The sequence below is a fragment of the Caldimonas tepidiphila genome, from assembly GCF_003569765.1.
Taxonomy (GTDB): Bacteria; Pseudomonadota; Gammaproteobacteria; order Burkholderiales; family Burkholderiaceae_C; genus Caldimonas; species Caldimonas tepidiphila.
Genome location: NZ_QXMG01000092.1, coordinates 1 through 16,816 on the forward strand (window position 1 = coordinate 1; position 16,816 = coordinate 16,816).

Sequence of the window (16,816 nt, forward strand, 5' to 3'; positions counted from 1 at the left end):
GTTACGACCCGGCGGCGCCGCGGCTGCGGCAGCTGCTGTCGGCGTCCGGCGACGAGGGCGCGACGATGGAGGCACCGGGAGCGCCGGACCCGGCGCAGCGACCGCTGATCGGCGCGCTGCGCCGGGCGCCGCCGCGCTGGAAGCTCGATGCGCGAGGCGTCGCGGTGCTGGACCGCGAAGCCTCGCGGCAGTCCGACCGCTACGGCGCGCTGGATCCCTCGGCGCTGTACCAGTCGCTCAAGCGTCTTTTCAAGCAGGCCGCCCGGCGCGCGGAGGCGCTGGCGACGCAGGCCTCAGGGGCGGGGGAGAAACCGCCGACGGAGATCGAGGCCGCAGCCCTGCAGCGCGCCACGACCCACGGGCTGCGGCACTTCTTCCCCACCAACGCCGCGGCCGACGGCGTGCTGCCGGTGGCGCTGATGGGCGCGATGGGCCACGCCGACCTGCGCACCACCTCGATCTACACCCGCGCCGAGGAGCGGCTGATCGTCAGCGAGTTCGCGAAGGTGCGCCGCCGCGGCTGAGTCTCCCCGAGCCCGCAAGCCCCGGCTCAGGGCACGCGCACGCCCGCGCTCCAGTCCGGCGGCCAGCGGCAGGACGGCGCAGCGCTGCCACCGCGCTCGTGGATGCGGCGCAGCATCGCCTCGACCGGCGGGCGCATCGCCGTGCCGTAGTTCGCCACCGCGCTCAGCGCGGAACGGCAGCTGCGCTCCAGGTCGCGGCTGGCCGCCAGCATCACGAACAGCGCGTCGCGCGCGTCGCGCTCGCGTCCGGACAGCGCGCTGGCCACCGCGAGCGAGCCCCAGTCCTCGACGCGGCCCGCGGGGAACTGCCGCCCGCCGAGCGACAGCGCGTACAGCGCGAGCCGGCGCGCGGTCTCGGGCTGCGAGGGCGCGAGCTTCAGCTGCAGGAAGGCGAGGTTGCCGACGATCTCCGCGTCGCGCGGGTCGGCGCCGAAGGCGCGCAGCTGCAGCGCATGCGCCTCGCGCACGCTGCGCCGCGTCCAGAAGGCCTCGCGCGCGGCTTCGTTGAGGCGGCGCGCGTCCCCGGGCGAATTGCCCCGGCCGAGCCCGGCGTCGTCGGGAAGACGGATGCGCCGCGCAAGATCGAGCACGCCCGCGTCCTCGAACCCAGTCTCGGCGCGGCCCGCGGTGCGCAGGACCGCGCCGACCTCGTCCTCGAGCCGCGCGGCGATCTCGGGCAGGCGCCGCTCGATCAGGCGCCGCGCCCGCTGCTCGAAGGTCTCGGCCGGTGCCGCCGCGGGCGCCGGGGCGCGCGGCGCGTCGGACCCGGTGCCGGGCCCGAGCACCGAGCGCACCGCCTCGCGCATCGCCCGCGTCGCCTCCGAGATGCTGCGCGCCGCATCGAGCGCCGGCGGCACCAGCAGCGCGAGCCCGGCGAGTGCAAGCGCCGGCACGACGAGCCGCCGCAGGCGCGGGCGCCCGGCCTGCACCACGCGGCGCGTCCCCCCGGGCGGGCTGCCGCCCGGCTCGCGGGCCGGGGAAGGCTGCGGTGCGGGCTCGGCGGCGAGCGGCGTCAGCGCCGGCGCGAGGCGCGTGACGGGCGTCGACGCCGCCTCGGCCGCTGTCGCGCGCGCGTCGAGCGCGAGCTGCCAGCCGCGCTCCAGCGACGCGACCAGCTCCGCGTCCCGCAGGGGTTGGGCGCACGCCTCGATCAGCTCGGCATGCGGCCGCTCGCGCGGGTCGGCATGGTCGTGCACCTCGCGCAGCCGTCCCAGCAGCGTCTGCGCATGCGCGAAGCGCTGCGGCGTCCAGCCGGTGGACGCGTCGGCCGCGCCCGCCGGCGGCAGGTAGCGCGCGAGCATCGCCGCAAGGCTGTAGATGTCGCAGCGCCAGTCCAGCGCCCGCGTCGGGCCGAGCTCGCCGGCGCGGCCCGCCTCCAGCGCCGCGAGCAGCCGCGGCGACTGGTAGGCGTAGTCGGGCTGCCGGCCGATCGGCAGCGGCATCGCCAGGTCCTCGCCGGTGACGACCGAGAACGCGAAGTCGATCAGCGCCAGCTCGCCGAACACTGCGCGCAGGCGCCGGCCCGGCTGCCCCGGCTCGAAATCGGCGGGTGCGTACGGGATGCAGACGTTGTCGGCCTTCACGTCGAGGTGGACGAGCTGCAGCCGGTGGATCTGCTCGAGCGCGACGAGGCCGTGGTGCGCCAGCGCCCACCAGTGCGCGGCATCCTCGAACAGATGGCGGCGCGAGCGGCCGTCGCGCTGCAGCGGCAGCAGCGTCGCCCAGTGGTCGACCGTGGCGCCCGCGTCGAAGGTCTGCACCAGCGCCGCGCCGCCGGCATCGCCACGGTCGAAGCGCACCACCTCAGGCACGCAGCGCACGCCGTGCCCGATCATGCGCGCGAGCAGCCGCCACTCGCGCTCGGTCCAGGCACGGAAGTCACCGTCCTGCGTCGCGAGGAAGCGCTTCGTGTAGCGGCGCCGCTCGCCCGGCGCCGCGGCCTCGCGGAAGACCTCGACGTGGCGACCGGTCTTCATCTGCAGCCGCCCGCGGCCGAACACCCGCTCCAGCTGCTCCGGGCTCATCGCGCCCCCCCGACCGGTGCGGATGCGGCCGAGGCCGGCGCGGCGAGCGGCGGGGGCGCCACCGTCCCGGGCACGGCGCCTTCGGTCGGGTCCGGGTCGAACACCGGCGGCGTCGCCCGGCCGCCCAGCCCGTAGGCGTTCCACAGCGCCAGCCCCGCCAGCAGCAGCAGCACCGCGGCGGCGAGGCCCCAGGCGCCCCAGGCGATCCAGGACATGCGGTGGCGCTCGAGCACCAGCGCCGTCGCGTCGTCGGTGCTGCCCGCCGCCCTCGCTCGCTCGACGAGCTCGCAGCAGCGTGCCTCGAGCGGCCGGCGCGGGCGCAGCAGCTCGCCGATCTGGTGCGGCGTCAGGTGCTTGTGCACGCCGTCGCTGCACAGCAGCAGGCGCTCGCCGCGCGCGAGCCGCACCCGCCGCACGTTCGGCTCGCGCACCGCGCCGTTGCCGACCATGCGCGCCGGATCCGCGGGCGAGCCGCCGGGCGGCGGCGCCTCGCCGAGGTTGAGGTAGCTGTCGTCATGCGTGAGCTGCCGCGCGGGCTCGTCGCGCCCGGTCCCGGCGGCGTAGATGCGGCAGTCGCCGACCCAGGCGATCCACCACTCGCGCGCCGAGCGTCCCGCGGCGGCGCACAGCGCGAGCGTCGCGGCGCCCGGCTCGCGGGTGTGCGCGCCGACGAAGTCGCGCAGCTCGCGATCGGCGTCGAGCACCGCGCGGGCAATCGTGCCCGCGTCGAGCGCACCGCGGTCGAGCCGCTGGTGCAGCGCGTCGACGAGGCGGCGGCTCACCTCGGCCGCCATCGCGCCGCCGCCGACGCCGTCGGCCAGCACCAGCACCCGCGATTCACGCGCGAGGTCGCTGTGCGCGTCCTCGTTGACGCGGTGGTGCGCCGCGGCGGAGGTGGCCACCGCGATGTCGGCGCGGCTCCAGGCCGACAGGCGCAGCAGGCGTCGGGCGCCCTGCGGCGCATCGCCGCGCGGCGGTGCGGAGGATTCGAGGGGAGTGACGAGGCCCATGATCGCGCGGCGGCGCTCAACGCGGCGTATCGCCGCGGTGCATCAGCCGCAGCAGGCAGGGCGGCTCCTGCGGCCCGGGCCGGCCGAGCTGCAGCGTGCGGCCGGGCGGCCAGCGCAGGCGCGCTCCTGGAGGGTGCGCCACGCCGTCGAGCGTCACGCCGTTGGTGCCGTGCACCAGCAACTCAGCGCCGGCCTCGTCGAGCGCGACGATGTCGAGGTGGTGGCCCGAGACGCTCTCGTGCGCGCGGTCGACCACCAGCGTGCGGCTGCGCGAGCGGCCGACGCTCGCCGGCAGCGCCGCCGCGTCGAGCGCCAGCGTGCGCTCGCCCCCGGCGGACAGCAGCGTCACGGACCAGGGGCTCGCGGCCGGGGCCGGCATGACCACCGGCGTGATCGGCGTCGCGGGCGTGGCGACCGCCGCCAGCGGCGTGGCCGGCGCGGCGGGGGGCGGCGGCCGCAGCGCGAACCAGGGGTAGTCGCGCGCCTCGCCCTGCGCCAGCGCCGACAGCACGATGCGCTCGCCCGGCAGGAACTCGATGGCCTGCGGCGCGGCGCCCGCCGCCCCCTCGCGGCCGCCGCCGCGACGCACGCCGGCGGCCGACTCGACGCGGATGCCGTTGGTCGAGCCGGTGTCCATCACCCGCCAGACGCCGCCCTCGAGCCAGATCTCGCAGTGGCGGCGGCTGGTGTAGGTGCCCTCGACGACGAGGTCGCAGCCCGCGTCCTTGCCGACGACGAGGCGCCGGCCCGGCAGCACCGGGGGCAGCGCCACGCGGCGCTCGCCGTGCGCGTCGTGCAGGTCGGCCTCGACGCGCGCGCCGGCCAGCGGCGTCGCACCGACCGTCGCGGCCGCCGCCGGGGACGCGCCCCGGGCCTCGGGCGGCGGCGGGACGCCCTCGGTCCAGCGCCCGACGAGGCTCACGCGGTAGGCCGAGGCGTCGGCGCCGGCGGGAGCGCCGAGCGCCTTCAGCAGCTCGGCGTACTCGTCGCCGTCCTCCTCCTCGTCGGCGGGCTGCCCGGGCGCCGGCAGCTTCAGGCCCGAGAACTGCGACAGGTCGATCGCGCCCGCGTTGGGCAGGCCGGCGACCAGCTCGCGCATCAGGAAGCGGCGGATCTGCTCCGGCCGGAACTCGCGCGTGAAGCGCCGCAGCAGCTCCAGCGGTTCGCCCCCCTCGTCGGCCTCGATGCCGATCGACGTGAGCAGGAAGCGGTCGTGCTCGGCGATGGCCAGGTGCAGGCGCACGTGCGCGGCGACGAAGCGCTCGAGCTCGTCGCGGATCGCGTCGATCAGCGGCGCGTAGGCGCCGAGGTGCTCGCCGGGCAGCGCAGGCGGGGCCGCGTCGCGCCGTGGCTCGCTGCCGGCAGACGGCAGCGCGGCGCCGGGGCGCCGCGGCTCGGCGCGCGGCGGCAGGTCCTCGCGCACGAACAGCTCGCTGACGCGGTTCATCTTGTCCAGGATCCAGGTCTTCAGCGGCATCGGCTCATCAGCTCCTGTACGCGACGATCAGCGTCGCGAGTCGGCCCTCGCTCCTCAGGTAGCGCACGCGCGGCGCGGCGGGCAGCCCGTAGCGCGCGGCGAGCCGCGCGAGGAACTCCCCCCAGGCCGGCTGGACCGCGTCGCCCGCCCGCACGCGGCGCTGCAGCGCCGGCAGCGACAGCTCGACGCTCACGACGATGCGCGACACGTCGCCCACCTGCACCAGCGCGCGCCGCAGCGTGTCCTCGAGATCCTGCAGGCAGGTGTCGAAGGGGCCGTCGAAGCCCCAGACCAGCGGCGCGGGCAGCGCGTCGGCACGGTCGCTCATTCTGTCCTCCCGGGCAGCACCCCGACATGGCGCGCGGCGATCTGCATCGCGATCTCGGCGGCCGGGTTCGGCCCGAGGTCGCCCGCGGCATGCACGCGCCCGCCCTCGCGCAGCCAGTTGCGCTCGGCCAGCACTGCGATCACCTTGGTCCAGCGCGGCCCGCCGCCCGGCGGCCGGTAGGCGGCGACATACCACTTGTAGGGCCGCAGCGGGCTGCAGGCCAGGCCCGCGCGCGCGGCGCCGCGGCCGCCGCCGCACAGCCGCGCCAGCTCGTCGAGCGTGCGGCCGTCGTTCGGGAAGGTCGGCGTGCCGGTCTTGCCGGCGAGCCAGTCGATGCCGCGGCAGGCGCGCGCGTCGAACACCTGCTCGCAGGCCGGCTGCGCGGTGCCGCCGCGGTGGGTGCGCGACAGCGCGCCGAGGATGCGCTGCGCCGCCTCCGCCGGCACGCCGAGCGGCTCGGGCGGCACTAGCTCCCAGCGCAGCGCCGCCGGCGCGAGCCCGGCGTCGCGCCGGCCGACGCCTCGCAAGCCGCGCACGAGATGCGGCCGGCGCACCGCGTCCTCGCCGTTCGCGGCTGCCGCGATCCCCGCCAGCATGCCGGCCACGCCGAGCGCGCTCGCGCGCGCATGGCCCTGCCCCCAGCCCTGCGACACCGCGTCGACGACCGACGCGCCTCGGCAGCGCTCCCAGTCGTCGTCGCTGCCGCGGCGGCCGTCGGCGCCGGCCGCGCACTGCGCGAGCGTCGCCGCGTCGGCGAGGTCGCCCGGCATTGCGCGAAACGGCGCGCCCGCGCGGCCCTCGACCGGCTCGACCAGCAGCCGGCCGTAGGGAAGGAAGTTCGCCAGCGGCTGCACGCGCCCGCCCTCGGCGTCCGCGCCCGGCGCACGGCCGAACAGCAGGTCGCGCGTGCCGCAGCCGGCGAGCGCATCCGTGCAGCCGGCGTTCCAGCCGAGCGCGGCGGCGGCGCGCTGCACGCGCGCGGGCCGCTCGCAGTCGGCGTAGCCGCGCTCGGCGCAGAACAGGCGGTCGAGGAAGCGCGCCGAATCCGAGCGCATCAGCTCGGCGCCGAGCGGGCCGAGCTGCGGCAAGCCGGCCTGCTGCTGCTGCGCGCGGCGCTCCGCGTCGAGCCAGCGCGCGCCGACCTCGGGGTCGGACAGGAAGGCGCTCGCCATCACCGGCTTGATCACCGAGGCCGGCATCGCGTCGTGGAACACCGCCGGGTTCAGCAGCGCATCGGGCCGGTAGCGCACCGGGTAGGGCAGCCGCGCGTCGCAGCCGGCCGCGCGCCCCGGCCCGTCGAACTCCTGCCGCGTGCAGGGCGAGAGCGCCCCGGCGAGCGCGTCGATGCGGCCGCTGGCGACGTCGACGACGGCGACCGCCGCCATGCGCACCATCGCGCCTTCGAGCAGCCGGTGGCCGAGCGCGCTGGCGCCGTCCTCGCGACGGCGCAGGCCGAGCGCGCGGCAGACGTCGTGGCGGCCGGTGTAGCAGGCCGCCGTCTTCTGCGCGAGCGCCTGCAGCGCCGGGTCGATCGTCAGGTCGATCGAGAAGCCGACGTCGATCGGCGTGCCGTCGAGCTCGAGCCGGTTCGGCCCGTAGCGGTACTCCTGCGGCGCGCCGCCGGCCTCCGCCGCGTCGGCGGTGTAAGCGCGATAGAGCGCCCCGGTCGGGCGCCGCAGCGCGTCGAGCGGGCGCAGCAGCGTGCCGAGCGAGGGCGGCACCTGCCAGCGCGGGTCGTCCGGCGCCAGCTCCGGCCCCGGCTCGCCGTCGAGCGCGGCAGGGGGCCCCGCTCCGGCAGCGAGGCCTGCCACCGCCGCCTCCGCGCACAGCCGCCGTCCGCCGCTGTCCGGCCCGCCGACGAAATGGGTGGGCTGCTGCCCCGAGGCCGACAGGTAGACGCAACCCGGCAGCCCGGCCCACGGGTTGTGGCGCGCGACCTGCACCGGCGAGACCTCCATGAACTGCCCCGGCCGCCAGCGTGCGAGCACCTGCGGCACGACGCTGCCGCGCCAGGCGAGCGTCTGCAGCATGCGCCCCTCGGCGCGCGACAGCGCGTGCACCGCCGCAGCGAGGTCAGCGCAGCGCAGCGCGAAGCCGCGGCCCGGGTACTGCGAGGACTCGACCGGCGCCTCCAGCGCCGCCGCCGCCGCGCGCATCCAGCGCCCGGCATCGAGCCCGACCGGCTCGCTGACGCGCCGGTTGCCGCCGCGGCTGAAGGCGGCGAGCGCGCGGTCGAGCGCGGCGAGCTGCGCGGCGACGCGCTGCGCCGTCGACACGTGAGGCGCCGCGTTGCCGCCGACGAGCGCCCTCAGCCGATCGCGCAGCCCGGGCCGGGCGCTCCACTCGTCGCGGCACTGCGGCAGTCTGGCGAGCAGCGCCTGCGCGTCCGGCAGGCCCGCGCTCACCTCGCGGCGCCGCACGATCGCGGGCTCGAAGGTCCTTAGCGCGGCGAGCTGGCGCACGTTGACGTAGCGGTCGGGCGTGGCGCCGGGCGCGAGCGATGGATCGGCCGGCGCCCAGGCCGCCACCGCCAGCAGCACGAGCAGCAGCACCGGCAGCACCGCGGCGCTGGCGGCGATCGCGAAGTCGAGCAGCGTCGGGCGCCCCGGCTCAGCCATGCGCGCCTCCCGCGGGCAGGTCGATGTTCAGGCACAGCGCGAGGAAGCCCATGTTCACGAGCAGCGAGGTCATGCCGAAGCTGACGAAGGGATAGGTCACGCCGGTGAGCGGCAGCACCGCGAGGTTGCCGGCGACGGTGACGGCGAGCTGGCACAGCGTCAGCACCACCCAGGCGACGCACAGCCAGCTCAGGAAGGCCTGCGGCTCGCTGCCGATGCCGCCAGCGCGCGCGACGAGGCGCGGCTCGCCGCGCGTGACGCGGCCGTGGTGGCTCACGAGGCGATGCAGCCACAGCGCGCAGGCGAGCGTCACCGCCGCGGCAGCGAAGGGACCGAAGGCGCCGACCATCGCGGTGAGCGTGTAGTCGCTGTGGATCTGCGCCGGCACGCCCGGGCAGCCGGCACCGCCCGCATAGCCGCACCAGGGCACGTTGCCGACGCCGAAGCCGCCCGGCGGCGCCGCGCGCTGGAACCAGCGCACCAGCGCGAGCTGGTCGTTGGCCGACGCGAGCGGTGCGGCGAGGCTCTCGAGCCGCGCCGCGGTGGTGTTCTCGAGGGCGCCGAACTCGAGCAGGCCCGCGGTCAGCGCGACGATCCACACGCTGAACACGCCGGCGGCGAAGGCCGACGCGCTGCGCCGCGTGCCGCCGCGCTGGTACCACCACATCGCCACCGAGGCCGCGAGGAAGGCGCCCGCGCCGTAGGCGGCGATCAGCAGCGGGCCGAAGTCGCGCGTCGCGAGCATCGCCACCCCGAGCACGGCAGCGACGAACAGCAGCGGCCAGAGGTAGCGCCCGAGCGAGCCGACCGTGCCCGGCGCGTTCGCGAGCCGCTCGGCGAGCGGGCCGCCGCGCAGGAAGAAGAACCAGGCCGCGCCGACGATCAGCCACAGCCGGCCGAGCTCCGACGTGAGCTGGCGCAGGTTCGACAGGACGGTGGCCGCGACCAGCACGCCGGCGAGCACCAGGAACAGCAGGAGCACCTGGCCGCGCCTGCCGCCGAAGCGCCGCGCGACGAGGCCGGCCAGCTCGTCGAGCACCGAGAGGCTCCAGGCGAGCGCGCGGCCGAGCGGCTGGCGCAGCAGCACCAGCACGCTCAGCACCAGCATGCCGAGCCACAGGTGCCCCTGGTGGTAGAGCGCGAGGTAGCGGTTGGCGGGATGGCCGTGCGCGGACAGGTCGAGCAGCAGCACCCAGCCGATGCCGCTCGTCAGCACCAGGCCGGGATAGCCGAGGCGCGAGGCGGGCACCTGCGGCAGCGGCGCCGCTGCGACGCGGGGGCGGCGCAGCGCGAGCACGAACAGCAGCAGCGCACCGCCCAGCATCGCGAGGACCGGGCCTGCGGGCAGCGCGAGCCAGGCCTCCTGCGGGCGGGCCGGATGGAAGACCCGGTCGCCCGCCAGCGGCCAGGGTACGCGGGCGATCCATGCGACGAGCGCCCAGGCCGCGAGCGCGAGCGCGACGCCCGCGGCGGGCGAGGCGAGGCGGCGCGCCAGCTTCACGAAGCCGAGGCCGAGGAGCATCCATGCGCTCCACTGCCAGCCCGCCGAGCGCAGCAGTTCGCGCATCGCGCCGCTCTTGGCCGCGTTCGCGCCCGCCTGGCGCGCCTGCGCCATCAGCAGCGCCGCGTCGCCGAGCGCGTCGGCGAGCGGTGCGCCGCAGCCGGGCTCCGGCGCCCCGGCGGGGGGCAGCAGCGCCGAGGCCGCGAGCGCCGGTGTGGCCGCGACGCCGTCGAGCGCCGCGCCGAGCAGCAGCAGCGCGTTGGCGCGCGCCGGGCCGGCCGCGGTCTCGCCGCCCGCGGCGCCGGCGTGCAGCGAGCCCTCGACCGCGCGCTGCGCGCAGTGCAGCGGCAGCGGGCCGCGCGCGCGGGCGGCGTCGAGCGCGTGGCGCTGCGCGTAGGGCCGCATCTCCGCGACGAGCGCATCGATCTCGTGGCCGAGCGCGAGCAGCTCGCCCACGCCTTCGCGCTGCTGCAGCCGCAACTCGGCGAGCCTCGCCTGCGCGCGGCGCAGCGGCTCGAGGAAGGCCGCCTGCGTGCGCTGCAGCGCCGCGGCGAGCTCGCCCGGCAGGCCTGCCGGCGCCTGCGACGCGCCGCCGCCCGTGCGGCGGCACAGCCGCTCCCGCAGCCCGGGCTCCGCCTGTGCCCCGAGCCGCTCGCACAGCGCCGGCAGCACCGGCGCCGGCAGCGCGCCGACGGCGATCGCCGGCTCGACGAAGCGCGCGTCGCGGCCGGTGGGCGCGGAAGCCAGCGCGAGGAAGGCCGGCAGCAGCGCGAGGATCGCCAGCACGGTGAGCAGCGTCTCGACGCGCGAGGCGGCGCGCGACGGCGCGCGCGCGCTGCCTGGCGAACTCAAGCCCGGCCCGCGCGACGCCGCCTCTGCCGGCAGGGAGGATGCGGAAGAGGCCACGGCCGCTCACCCGCCCCGGCCGCACTGCACCCGCGCCGTGCGGTCCACGTCGAACAGGCCGCAGGCGCGGCCCGCAGCGGCACGCGGCATCGGGCTCATCGGCAGGCTCAGTCCTCGCTTCACTGCGGCAGCCGGTGCAAGCGCTGTACCCGGGCGGCACGCCGTGCGACGCGCGCGGGATCGCGGAGCGCGGGAGATCGCGTTCAAGCGAACAGGCCGGAGAACAGGTAGAAGCCCGCCCGGGCCAGCCCGAACAGCACGCCGGCGACCAGCGCGGTGGCGACGAGCGACACCGCCGCGCCGGCCAGCACCCAGACGCCGTCGCCCTCCAGGATGCCGAGCGAGAACAGGCAGATCGCGAGCGCCGGCAGCATGTTGCCGAGCGGCACCGGCAGCACCAGCACGATCGCGAGGAACAGGCAGACCAGGCCGATCAGGTGCTCGGCGGGCGGGCGCGTCCATCGCGTCAGGCGCGGGCGCAGCGAGCGCTCGGCACGCGCGAGCCACGGAACGGCGCGCGCGACCACCGCGGCGAAGCTCGTGCGCGCGATCGAGCGCCGGCCGATGAAGCGCGGCAGCCACGGCCCGCGGCCGAGCGCGAGTTGCGCGCTGAGGAACAGCAGCGGCGCGCCGAGGATCGCCGAGGTGCCGGGAGGCACCGGAATCGCATTCGGGAAGGCGAAGAGCAGCAGCAGCGCCGCGAGCGCCCGGTCCTGCAGCGCCACCAGCAGGTCGGCCACCGCGATGCGCTCGCGGCTCGTGTCGCTCGCGATCGCGAGCAGCGCCTCCGACAGCGGGCGGGAGTGCGCGGCGGCCTCGGGGCCGGGATCGGCGGTTCTTCTGAAGGACATGGAGCGGATTCGGGGCGGGCCTGCGCTCGTGCCGACGTCCGGCGCCCGCGGCCCTGCCCGAGAGTGTAGGCAGGCCGCCCATGCCCGGAAGTCCGTGGACGACCGGAGCGGCGCGCGCGGGGGCCGCAGCGGCAGTTTCTCGCCGCGCCAGCCCGGGTTTGCCCGAGCGCTTGATTCGCATCAAGGCGGGGAAGGCCCGGGACCGGCACAGTGCTCCTGCGTTCGACGCGCGCGCCGGCCCCGCGGCCTTGAGCGGCGGCAGGGATCGAGGCGGCGCTTCGACGGCGCGCCCCGGGCTTCCGGGCCCCACGAGCTGACGCGGCGCGCGGCGCCGACCCGACCTTGAGCACCTCCCGCCCCTCCCCCGTCATTCCCATCCGGCCCGTCGCCGGCGACAGCGACGCGGCGCCCGCCACCCGCGTCGTCTCGCTGTACGAGAAGCAGAAGAAGATCTACCCGCGCGCGGTCAGCGGCTGGTTCGCCCGCTGGCGCTGGACGCTGGTGTGGATCACGCAACTCGTCTTCTACGGGCTGCCCTGGCTGCAGTGGAACGGCCGCCAGGCGATGCTGTTCGACCTGGAGGCCAAGCGCTTCTACATCTTCGGCCTGGTGCTCTACCCGCAGGACTTCATCTACCTGACGGCGCTGCTCGTGATCTCGGCGCTGGCGCTGTTCTTCTTCACCGCGGTGGCCGGGCGGCTGTGGTGCGGCTACGCCTGCCCGCAGACCGTCTACACCGAGATCTTCATGTGGGTCGAGCGCCGCATCGAGGGCGACCGCATCGCGCGCATGAAGCTCGACGCGGCGCCGTGGAGCGCGGCGAAGCTCGCGCGCAAGTCCGCCAAGCAGGCGGCGTGGCTCGCGATCGGGCTGTGGACCGGCTTCACCTTCGTCGGCTACTTCACGCCGGTGCGCGAGCTGTCGGCGGCGGCCCTCGGGCTCGGCCTGGGGCCCTGGGAGTCGTTCTGGGTGCTGTTCTACGGCTTCGCCACCTACGGCAACGCCGGCTACCTGCGCGAGCAGATCTGCAAGTACATGTGCCCCTACGCGCGCTTCCAGAGCGCACTGATCGACCGCGACTCGATGGTCATCACCTACGACGCCGGCCGCGGCGAGCCGCGCGGCTCGCGCAAGCGCAGCGCCGACCCGGCCGCGATCGGCCTGGGCTCCTGCATCGACTGCACGCTGTGCGTGCATGTCTGCCCGACCGGCATCGACATCCGCCACGGGCTGCAGAGCGAGTGCATCGGCTGCGCGGCCTGCATCGACGTCTGCGACGGCGTGATGGACAAGATGGGCTACGCACGCGGGCTGATCCGCTACTCGACCGAGAACGGCGTGGCCGGGGGCTTGAGCCGCGGGCAGATGATCCGGCGCACGCTGCGGCCGCGGGTGCTGGTCTACGGCGCGATCCTCTTCGCGGCCAGCGTGGCCTTCGTCGCGAGCATCGCGATGAAGAGCCCGTTCAAGGTGGACGTGATCAAGGACCGCAACACGCTCGCGCGCGTCGTCGAGGACGGCCGCGTGGAGAACGTCTACCGGCTGCAGATCATGAACGGCACCGAGGCGACCCAGCGCTACCGCATCGCGGTGCACGGACTGCAGGGGCTCGCGGTGAGTTCCGACACGACGGTCGAGGTGCCGCCGGCCGAGGTCCGCTCGGTGCCGGTGCGGCTGCAGTTGCCGCCCGAGACGGCCGAGGCGCTGCAGGGCCGCTCGAACGAGATCGAGTTCGAGCTCGCGCAGCTCGGGCCGCAGGCGCAGCCGGCCGCGGTGGTGCGGGAGAAGTCCACCTTCCTCGTGCCGCGCTGAAGGTCCCCCCGGCCCGCCCTCCGCGTTTCCCGGGGGTGGGCAGCACGGGCCGGTCGGCGTATCGTCGGCGCAGGGGAGGCGAGGCCGCGACTTCGCGGCAGGAAGACCCCCCTCACGAGGATCGCCCCAGCTGTCCTTGCGGGGCTGGCCGCACCGCGGCCGGTCGCGACGGGCGGGGGCGCCCGAGCCCGATACTCCGGAGGTAAACCGATGTCGACCGTCGCCCAGATCATCCAGTCCAAGCGCAACCAGACCGTGCACACCATCGAGCCGGGAGCCTCGGTGCTCGAGGCGGTGAAACGGATGGCCGAGTTGCACATCGGCGCGCTGCTGGTGGTCGAGAACGACCGGATCGTCGGCATCGTCACCGAGCGCGACTACGCGCGCAAGGTGGTGCTGCGGGGCCGCTCGTCCGACAAGACGCCGGTGCGCGACATCATGAGCGCGCCGGTGATGTACGTGAGCCCGGCGCAGACCACCGAGCAGTGCATGGCGCTGATGACCGAGAACCGGCTGCGCCACCTGCCGGTGATGGACCAGGGCCGACTCGTCGGGCTGATCTCGATCGGCGACCTGGTCAAGGACATCATCTCCGAGCAGAAGTTCATCATCGAGCAGCTCGAGCACTACATCCGCGGCGAGCGCGCCTGAGGTCCGGCCTGCAGGGACGGCCGGGGCGAGGTCCACCCGGATGCGTCCGGGTGTAACGCCCTGCCCTGCCGTCTTGTCATCCGGCGCCAAGCCCCTCACATGGAGAGTTCGCCGCAAGGCCGCGGCATTCGGCTCGCTCGAGGAGGCTGTCCATGTGGAAACGTCTGACGCTGCTCTGGTCCATGGTGCGGGGCGATGCGCGCGCGCTGTGGTTCGCGCTGCGCCATCCCGCAGCGCCCGTGTGGCTCAAGATCGGCACCGGCTTGATCGCGGTCTATCTGCTCTCGCCGATCGACCTGCTGCCCGACACGATTCCGCTGCTCGGCGTGATGGACGACCTCGTCATCGTGCCCTTCGCGATCCGCTTCCTGCTCGACCGCCTGCCGCCGGGGATCAGGGCGGACGTCGAGCGCCGCGTCGGACGCCGCAAGCCTTGAGTCCCGCCTCGCGGCGCCGCGGCGCGTCCCTTGCGGCGAGGTCCTAGAGGCGGGTTTCCGCCTGCAGCCGCTCGCAGGCATCGGCGAGCCGCAGCGGTCGGCCGATCAGGTAGCCCTGCACGACATGCGCCTGCAGCGCGCGCAGCACCTCGAGTTCGCCCGCCGTCTCCACGCCTTCGGCGACGATCTGGCTGCCCGTTTCCTGGGCAAAGCGGATCAGCGCGGCAGCGAGCGCCCGCCGGCCCGGGTGCGTGTCGATGCCTTGGGTCAGGCTCATGTCGAGCTTGATCAGGTCGGGCTGCAAGGCGAGGATGTGGCGAAAGCTGGCATAGCCGGCACCGGCGTCGTCGACCGCGAGGCGCATGCCGCGCTGGCGCAGCGGCGCGAGCGCCCGTGCGAGCCGCTCGTAGTCACTGACGTAGGCGTGCTCGGTGATCTCCAGCACCACCCTTTCGGGTCGGACACCGCAGAGGAGCTGCAGCAGCGGTTCGCTGACGGCCACTTCCGGGCTGACGTTGCAACTGACGTACACCTCGGAAGGCAACTGCCCGAGCGCGTCGAGTGCCATCTCGACGGCTCGCATCTCGAGCTCTGCGCCGAGTCCGACGCGGGCGGCCTGGTTGAACCAGATGTCCGGCCCGGCGGGCTGTTCCGAGCGGAAGCGCGCCAGGGCCTCCAGGCCGACGGTGCGACTGGTGTTGAGGCGGAGGATGGGCTGGAACACCATCGACATGCCGCCGGCCTCCAGCACGCCACGCGTGCGCAGGCGAATCTCCTCGGCCTCGCGGGATTGTTGCGCCTCGTGCTCCAGCAGGCGCGCGGCGATGTCCGCGAAGACCCGCATCAGCTCGACATCGCGCTGGTTCAATGACTCGTCGGGCTTCTCCCCGATGCCGCAGAAGGTCCCGTAGACGGTGCCGTCGCTGAAGCGGATCGGCACACCGAGGTAGGAGCCGATCGACAGGGAGTCGGTCACCGCCAGCCGGTCCGCCTCCGGTTCGGCGCGCGCATCCGGAATCAGTTCCGGCAACCGTCCGTCGACGATGCGCTGGCAGTAGGTCTCCTCGCGGACATGGCTGTCCCCCGGCGTGATCATCGCCGCCGCACCGGGACTAGCATCGACGTACTCGATCACGCGGCGGTCGTGCGAGAAGCGCGAGACGAACGCGACCTGCAGGCCGAGATGCCGGCGCAAGGCGCGCAACAACTGCGGCACGACATCCTCGGCGTTCTCCGATTCCGGATCGACTCGCTGCTGAAAGAAACTCGGCAGGCCGTATTCCTGCGCCGTCATGGTGCTTGCCGCCTCTCTTCTCGATGTCTCGTTGACGATTTTTCCAGGGCCATTCCGCTCGTGGTGGAACCGGAGCGGGCATCCCAGGATCTGTGCCCGCTCCCTGCAATCGCGCAACCCGAGGCCTGCCGGCGCGACTGCTTCTTTCAATTTCTTGCACACCGGCCACCGGGCGGAGGCGAAGGAACCGGGCAAAGGCCGCGCCCGGGGAGCCAGCGCTCGGGGTGCATGGGCCTTGCGGTTCGGACAGGCTGCCGCAAGGCGGCCGAATGCTTGCGGATGGTGCGATGGAGTGCCCGCGGAATCGGGGCTCGCCGGGCTGCGGACGGACGGAGGGATCAGCGCGGTCGAGGCACGGCAGGCACTCGGTTTAACGCATTGAACTCGCCTCCCGACGCGCCTTGCAGGAGATGAGGCGCTGGTCTCTGGAGAAGGCCGCCTGACACGAACTCAACATCTCCTCAGGTGGACCGCGAACCCGGACCGGCGCCGGTTTAATGCGTTGAACTCCCGCGTTCACTGACTTGCGCCGCTCCGCGCGGCGTCCGTTTGCCCGAGTGCGGCAAACAGCGGCAAACAATTGGCCGGCCTTGACCCTGCTTGCGTCGCCCCCCTCGCAGGCCTGCCGATGTGCCGTGAACCGCGAGGCCCAAAGCCCCCCGCTCCCTCGATGGTCTGCCCGGAAGAGATGACTTTCGCCGCTCCCGCAAAGCATGGCGTCCGAGCGGCGCATTGGCGACCTTGCAGGGCGAGGCGACTCATCCGGCATGGTGCATCCGGCGGCCGCAGTCCTTGGCGCCGGTCCACCTTGCGTACCCCACTGCATCCGGCGCCCTTCCTCTCTGCTACGAATTTCGGACGCACCTACGCAACCTGCGGACAACAGGCCTCTCTCTCGAGTTGATCCACTCTGCAAGGGAGCAACTTTGATCTCGCCCTTGCAATCCGGAGCGGAGGGCGGGTTCAAACTTGAAAACGGACGGACAGGCATTGAAGGAACCCGTGGATTCAAGGCAAGGCAATGCCCTGCCGAGCGGGGAATTTATCCGGCGGGTTTAACGCGTTGAACTGCCGCCTGGGCGCAGCGCGAAGCATTTGGCAATGCGGGGCACACGGCCCCGAGCGCCCCTTCGTGCCGAAAGCCTGGGCGCAAGGGCAACCGCTGTGCCGAGATCGTGGAGTTGGCTGTGGAAACATCGGACTCCTGCTGCCCAAACGCCGCGCAATGACGGATGCCCCCCCCACCCCCCCCTTGGGGCTGAGTCAGCATGCCTGACGAACACGACGCCGGACTGCAAGGACAAGCGCACCTTCACGCTCGCCCCCTGCCTCCCTCACCTGCCTCCCTCACCTGCCTCCCTCACCTGCCTCCCTCACCTGCCT

General features: G+C 74.7%; 12 protein-coding genes. 4 read left to right on the forward strand and 8 right to left on the reverse strand.

Features of this window, described 5'->3' with window-relative positions; all coding sequences use genetic code 11:
- Nucleotides 1-524, forward strand: a 524-nt coding sequence (locus tag D3A59_RS23465) for a site-specific integrase (protein WP_157991668.1), incomplete at its 5' end; no start/stop codon positions are given.
- Between the two features lie 26 nt (nucleotides 525-550).
- Here D3A59_RS23465 and D3A59_RS23470 read toward each other — a convergent pair.
- The 7 genes from D3A59_RS23470 to D3A59_RS23500 form a co-directional block, all read right to left on the reverse strand.
- A complete protein-coding gene (locus D3A59_RS23470; protein WP_119157743.1) occupies nucleotides 551-2,548 on the reverse strand; it encodes a serine/threonine-protein kinase in 1,998 nt (665 codons plus the stop codon).
- The gene (locus D3A59_RS23475) at nucleotides 2,545-3,558 is read right to left on the reverse strand and encodes a PP2C family protein-serine/threonine phosphatase (protein WP_119157744.1); all 1,014 of its coding nucleotides are present in this window, start codon (nucleotides 3,556-3,558) and stop codon (nucleotides 2,545-2,547) included. Before D3A59_RS23475 ends, D3A59_RS23470 begins: the two co-directional genes overlap by 4 nt.
- A 16-nt stretch (nucleotides 3,559-3,574) precedes the next feature.
- Nucleotides 3,575-5,035, reverse strand: a complete 1,461-nt coding sequence (locus D3A59_RS23480) for an FHA domain-containing protein (RefSeq protein ID WP_119157745.1) — start codon at nucleotides 5,033-5,035, stop codon at nucleotides 3,575-3,577.
- 7 nt (nucleotides 5,036-5,042) lie between these two features.
- Entirely contained in the window at nucleotides 5,043-5,363 is a 321-nt protein-coding gene (locus D3A59_RS23485; RefSeq protein ID WP_119157746.1) for a hypothetical protein, read from the reverse strand.
- Entirely contained in the window at nucleotides 5,360-7,981 is a 2,622-nt protein-coding gene (locus tag D3A59_RS23490) for a hypothetical protein (protein WP_119157747.1), read from the reverse strand. The genes D3A59_RS23485 and D3A59_RS23490 overlap by 4 nt, the downstream gene beginning before the upstream one ends.
- On the reverse strand, nucleotides 7,974-10,334 hold the full coding sequence (locus D3A59_RS23495) for an FtsW/RodA/SpoVE family cell cycle protein (protein WP_119157748.1): 2,361 nt from the start codon (nucleotides 10,332-10,334) through the stop codon (nucleotides 7,974-7,976). The genes D3A59_RS23490 and D3A59_RS23495 overlap by 8 nt, the downstream gene beginning before the upstream one ends.
- 257 nt (nucleotides 10,335-10,591) lie before the next feature.
- Nucleotides 10,592-11,239: an exopolysaccharide biosynthesis protein gene (locus tag D3A59_RS23500; RefSeq protein WP_119157749.1), complete on the reverse strand. Its 648-nt coding sequence runs from the start codon at nucleotides 11,237-11,239 to the stop codon at nucleotides 10,592-10,594.
- Between the two features lie 342 nt (nucleotides 11,240-11,581).
- Here D3A59_RS23500 and ccoG point away from each other — a divergent pair, with 342 nt between their 5' ends.
- From ccoG to D3A59_RS23515, 3 genes are all read left to right on the forward strand, one after another.
- The gene (gene ccoG, locus D3A59_RS23505; protein ID WP_119157750.1) at nucleotides 11,582-13,051 is read left to right on the forward strand and encodes a cytochrome c oxidase accessory protein CcoG; all 1,470 of its coding nucleotides are present in this window, start codon (nucleotides 11,582-11,584) and stop codon (nucleotides 13,049-13,051) included.
- Between the two features lie 210 nt (nucleotides 13,052-13,261).
- Nucleotides 13,262-13,702 carry a CBS domain-containing protein gene (locus D3A59_RS23510; RefSeq protein ID WP_119157751.1) on the forward strand — a complete coding sequence of 147 codons (441 nt, stop codon included), beginning with the start codon at nucleotides 13,262-13,264 and terminating at the stop codon, nucleotides 13,700-13,702.
- A 152-nt stretch (nucleotides 13,703-13,854) separates the two neighbouring features.
- A complete protein-coding gene (locus D3A59_RS23515; protein ID WP_119157752.1) occupies nucleotides 13,855-14,139 on the forward strand; it encodes a YkvA family protein in 285 nt (94 codons plus the stop codon).
- Nucleotides 14,140-14,182: 43 nt separating this feature from the next.
- On the opposite strand, the gene D3A59_RS23520 is transcribed toward D3A59_RS23515, so the two are convergent.
- Entirely contained in the window at nucleotides 14,183-15,433 is a 1,251-nt protein-coding gene (locus D3A59_RS23520) for a sensor domain-containing phosphodiesterase (RefSeq protein WP_119157753.1), read from the reverse strand.
- Nucleotides 15,434-16,816 lie beyond the last annotated feature (1,383 nt).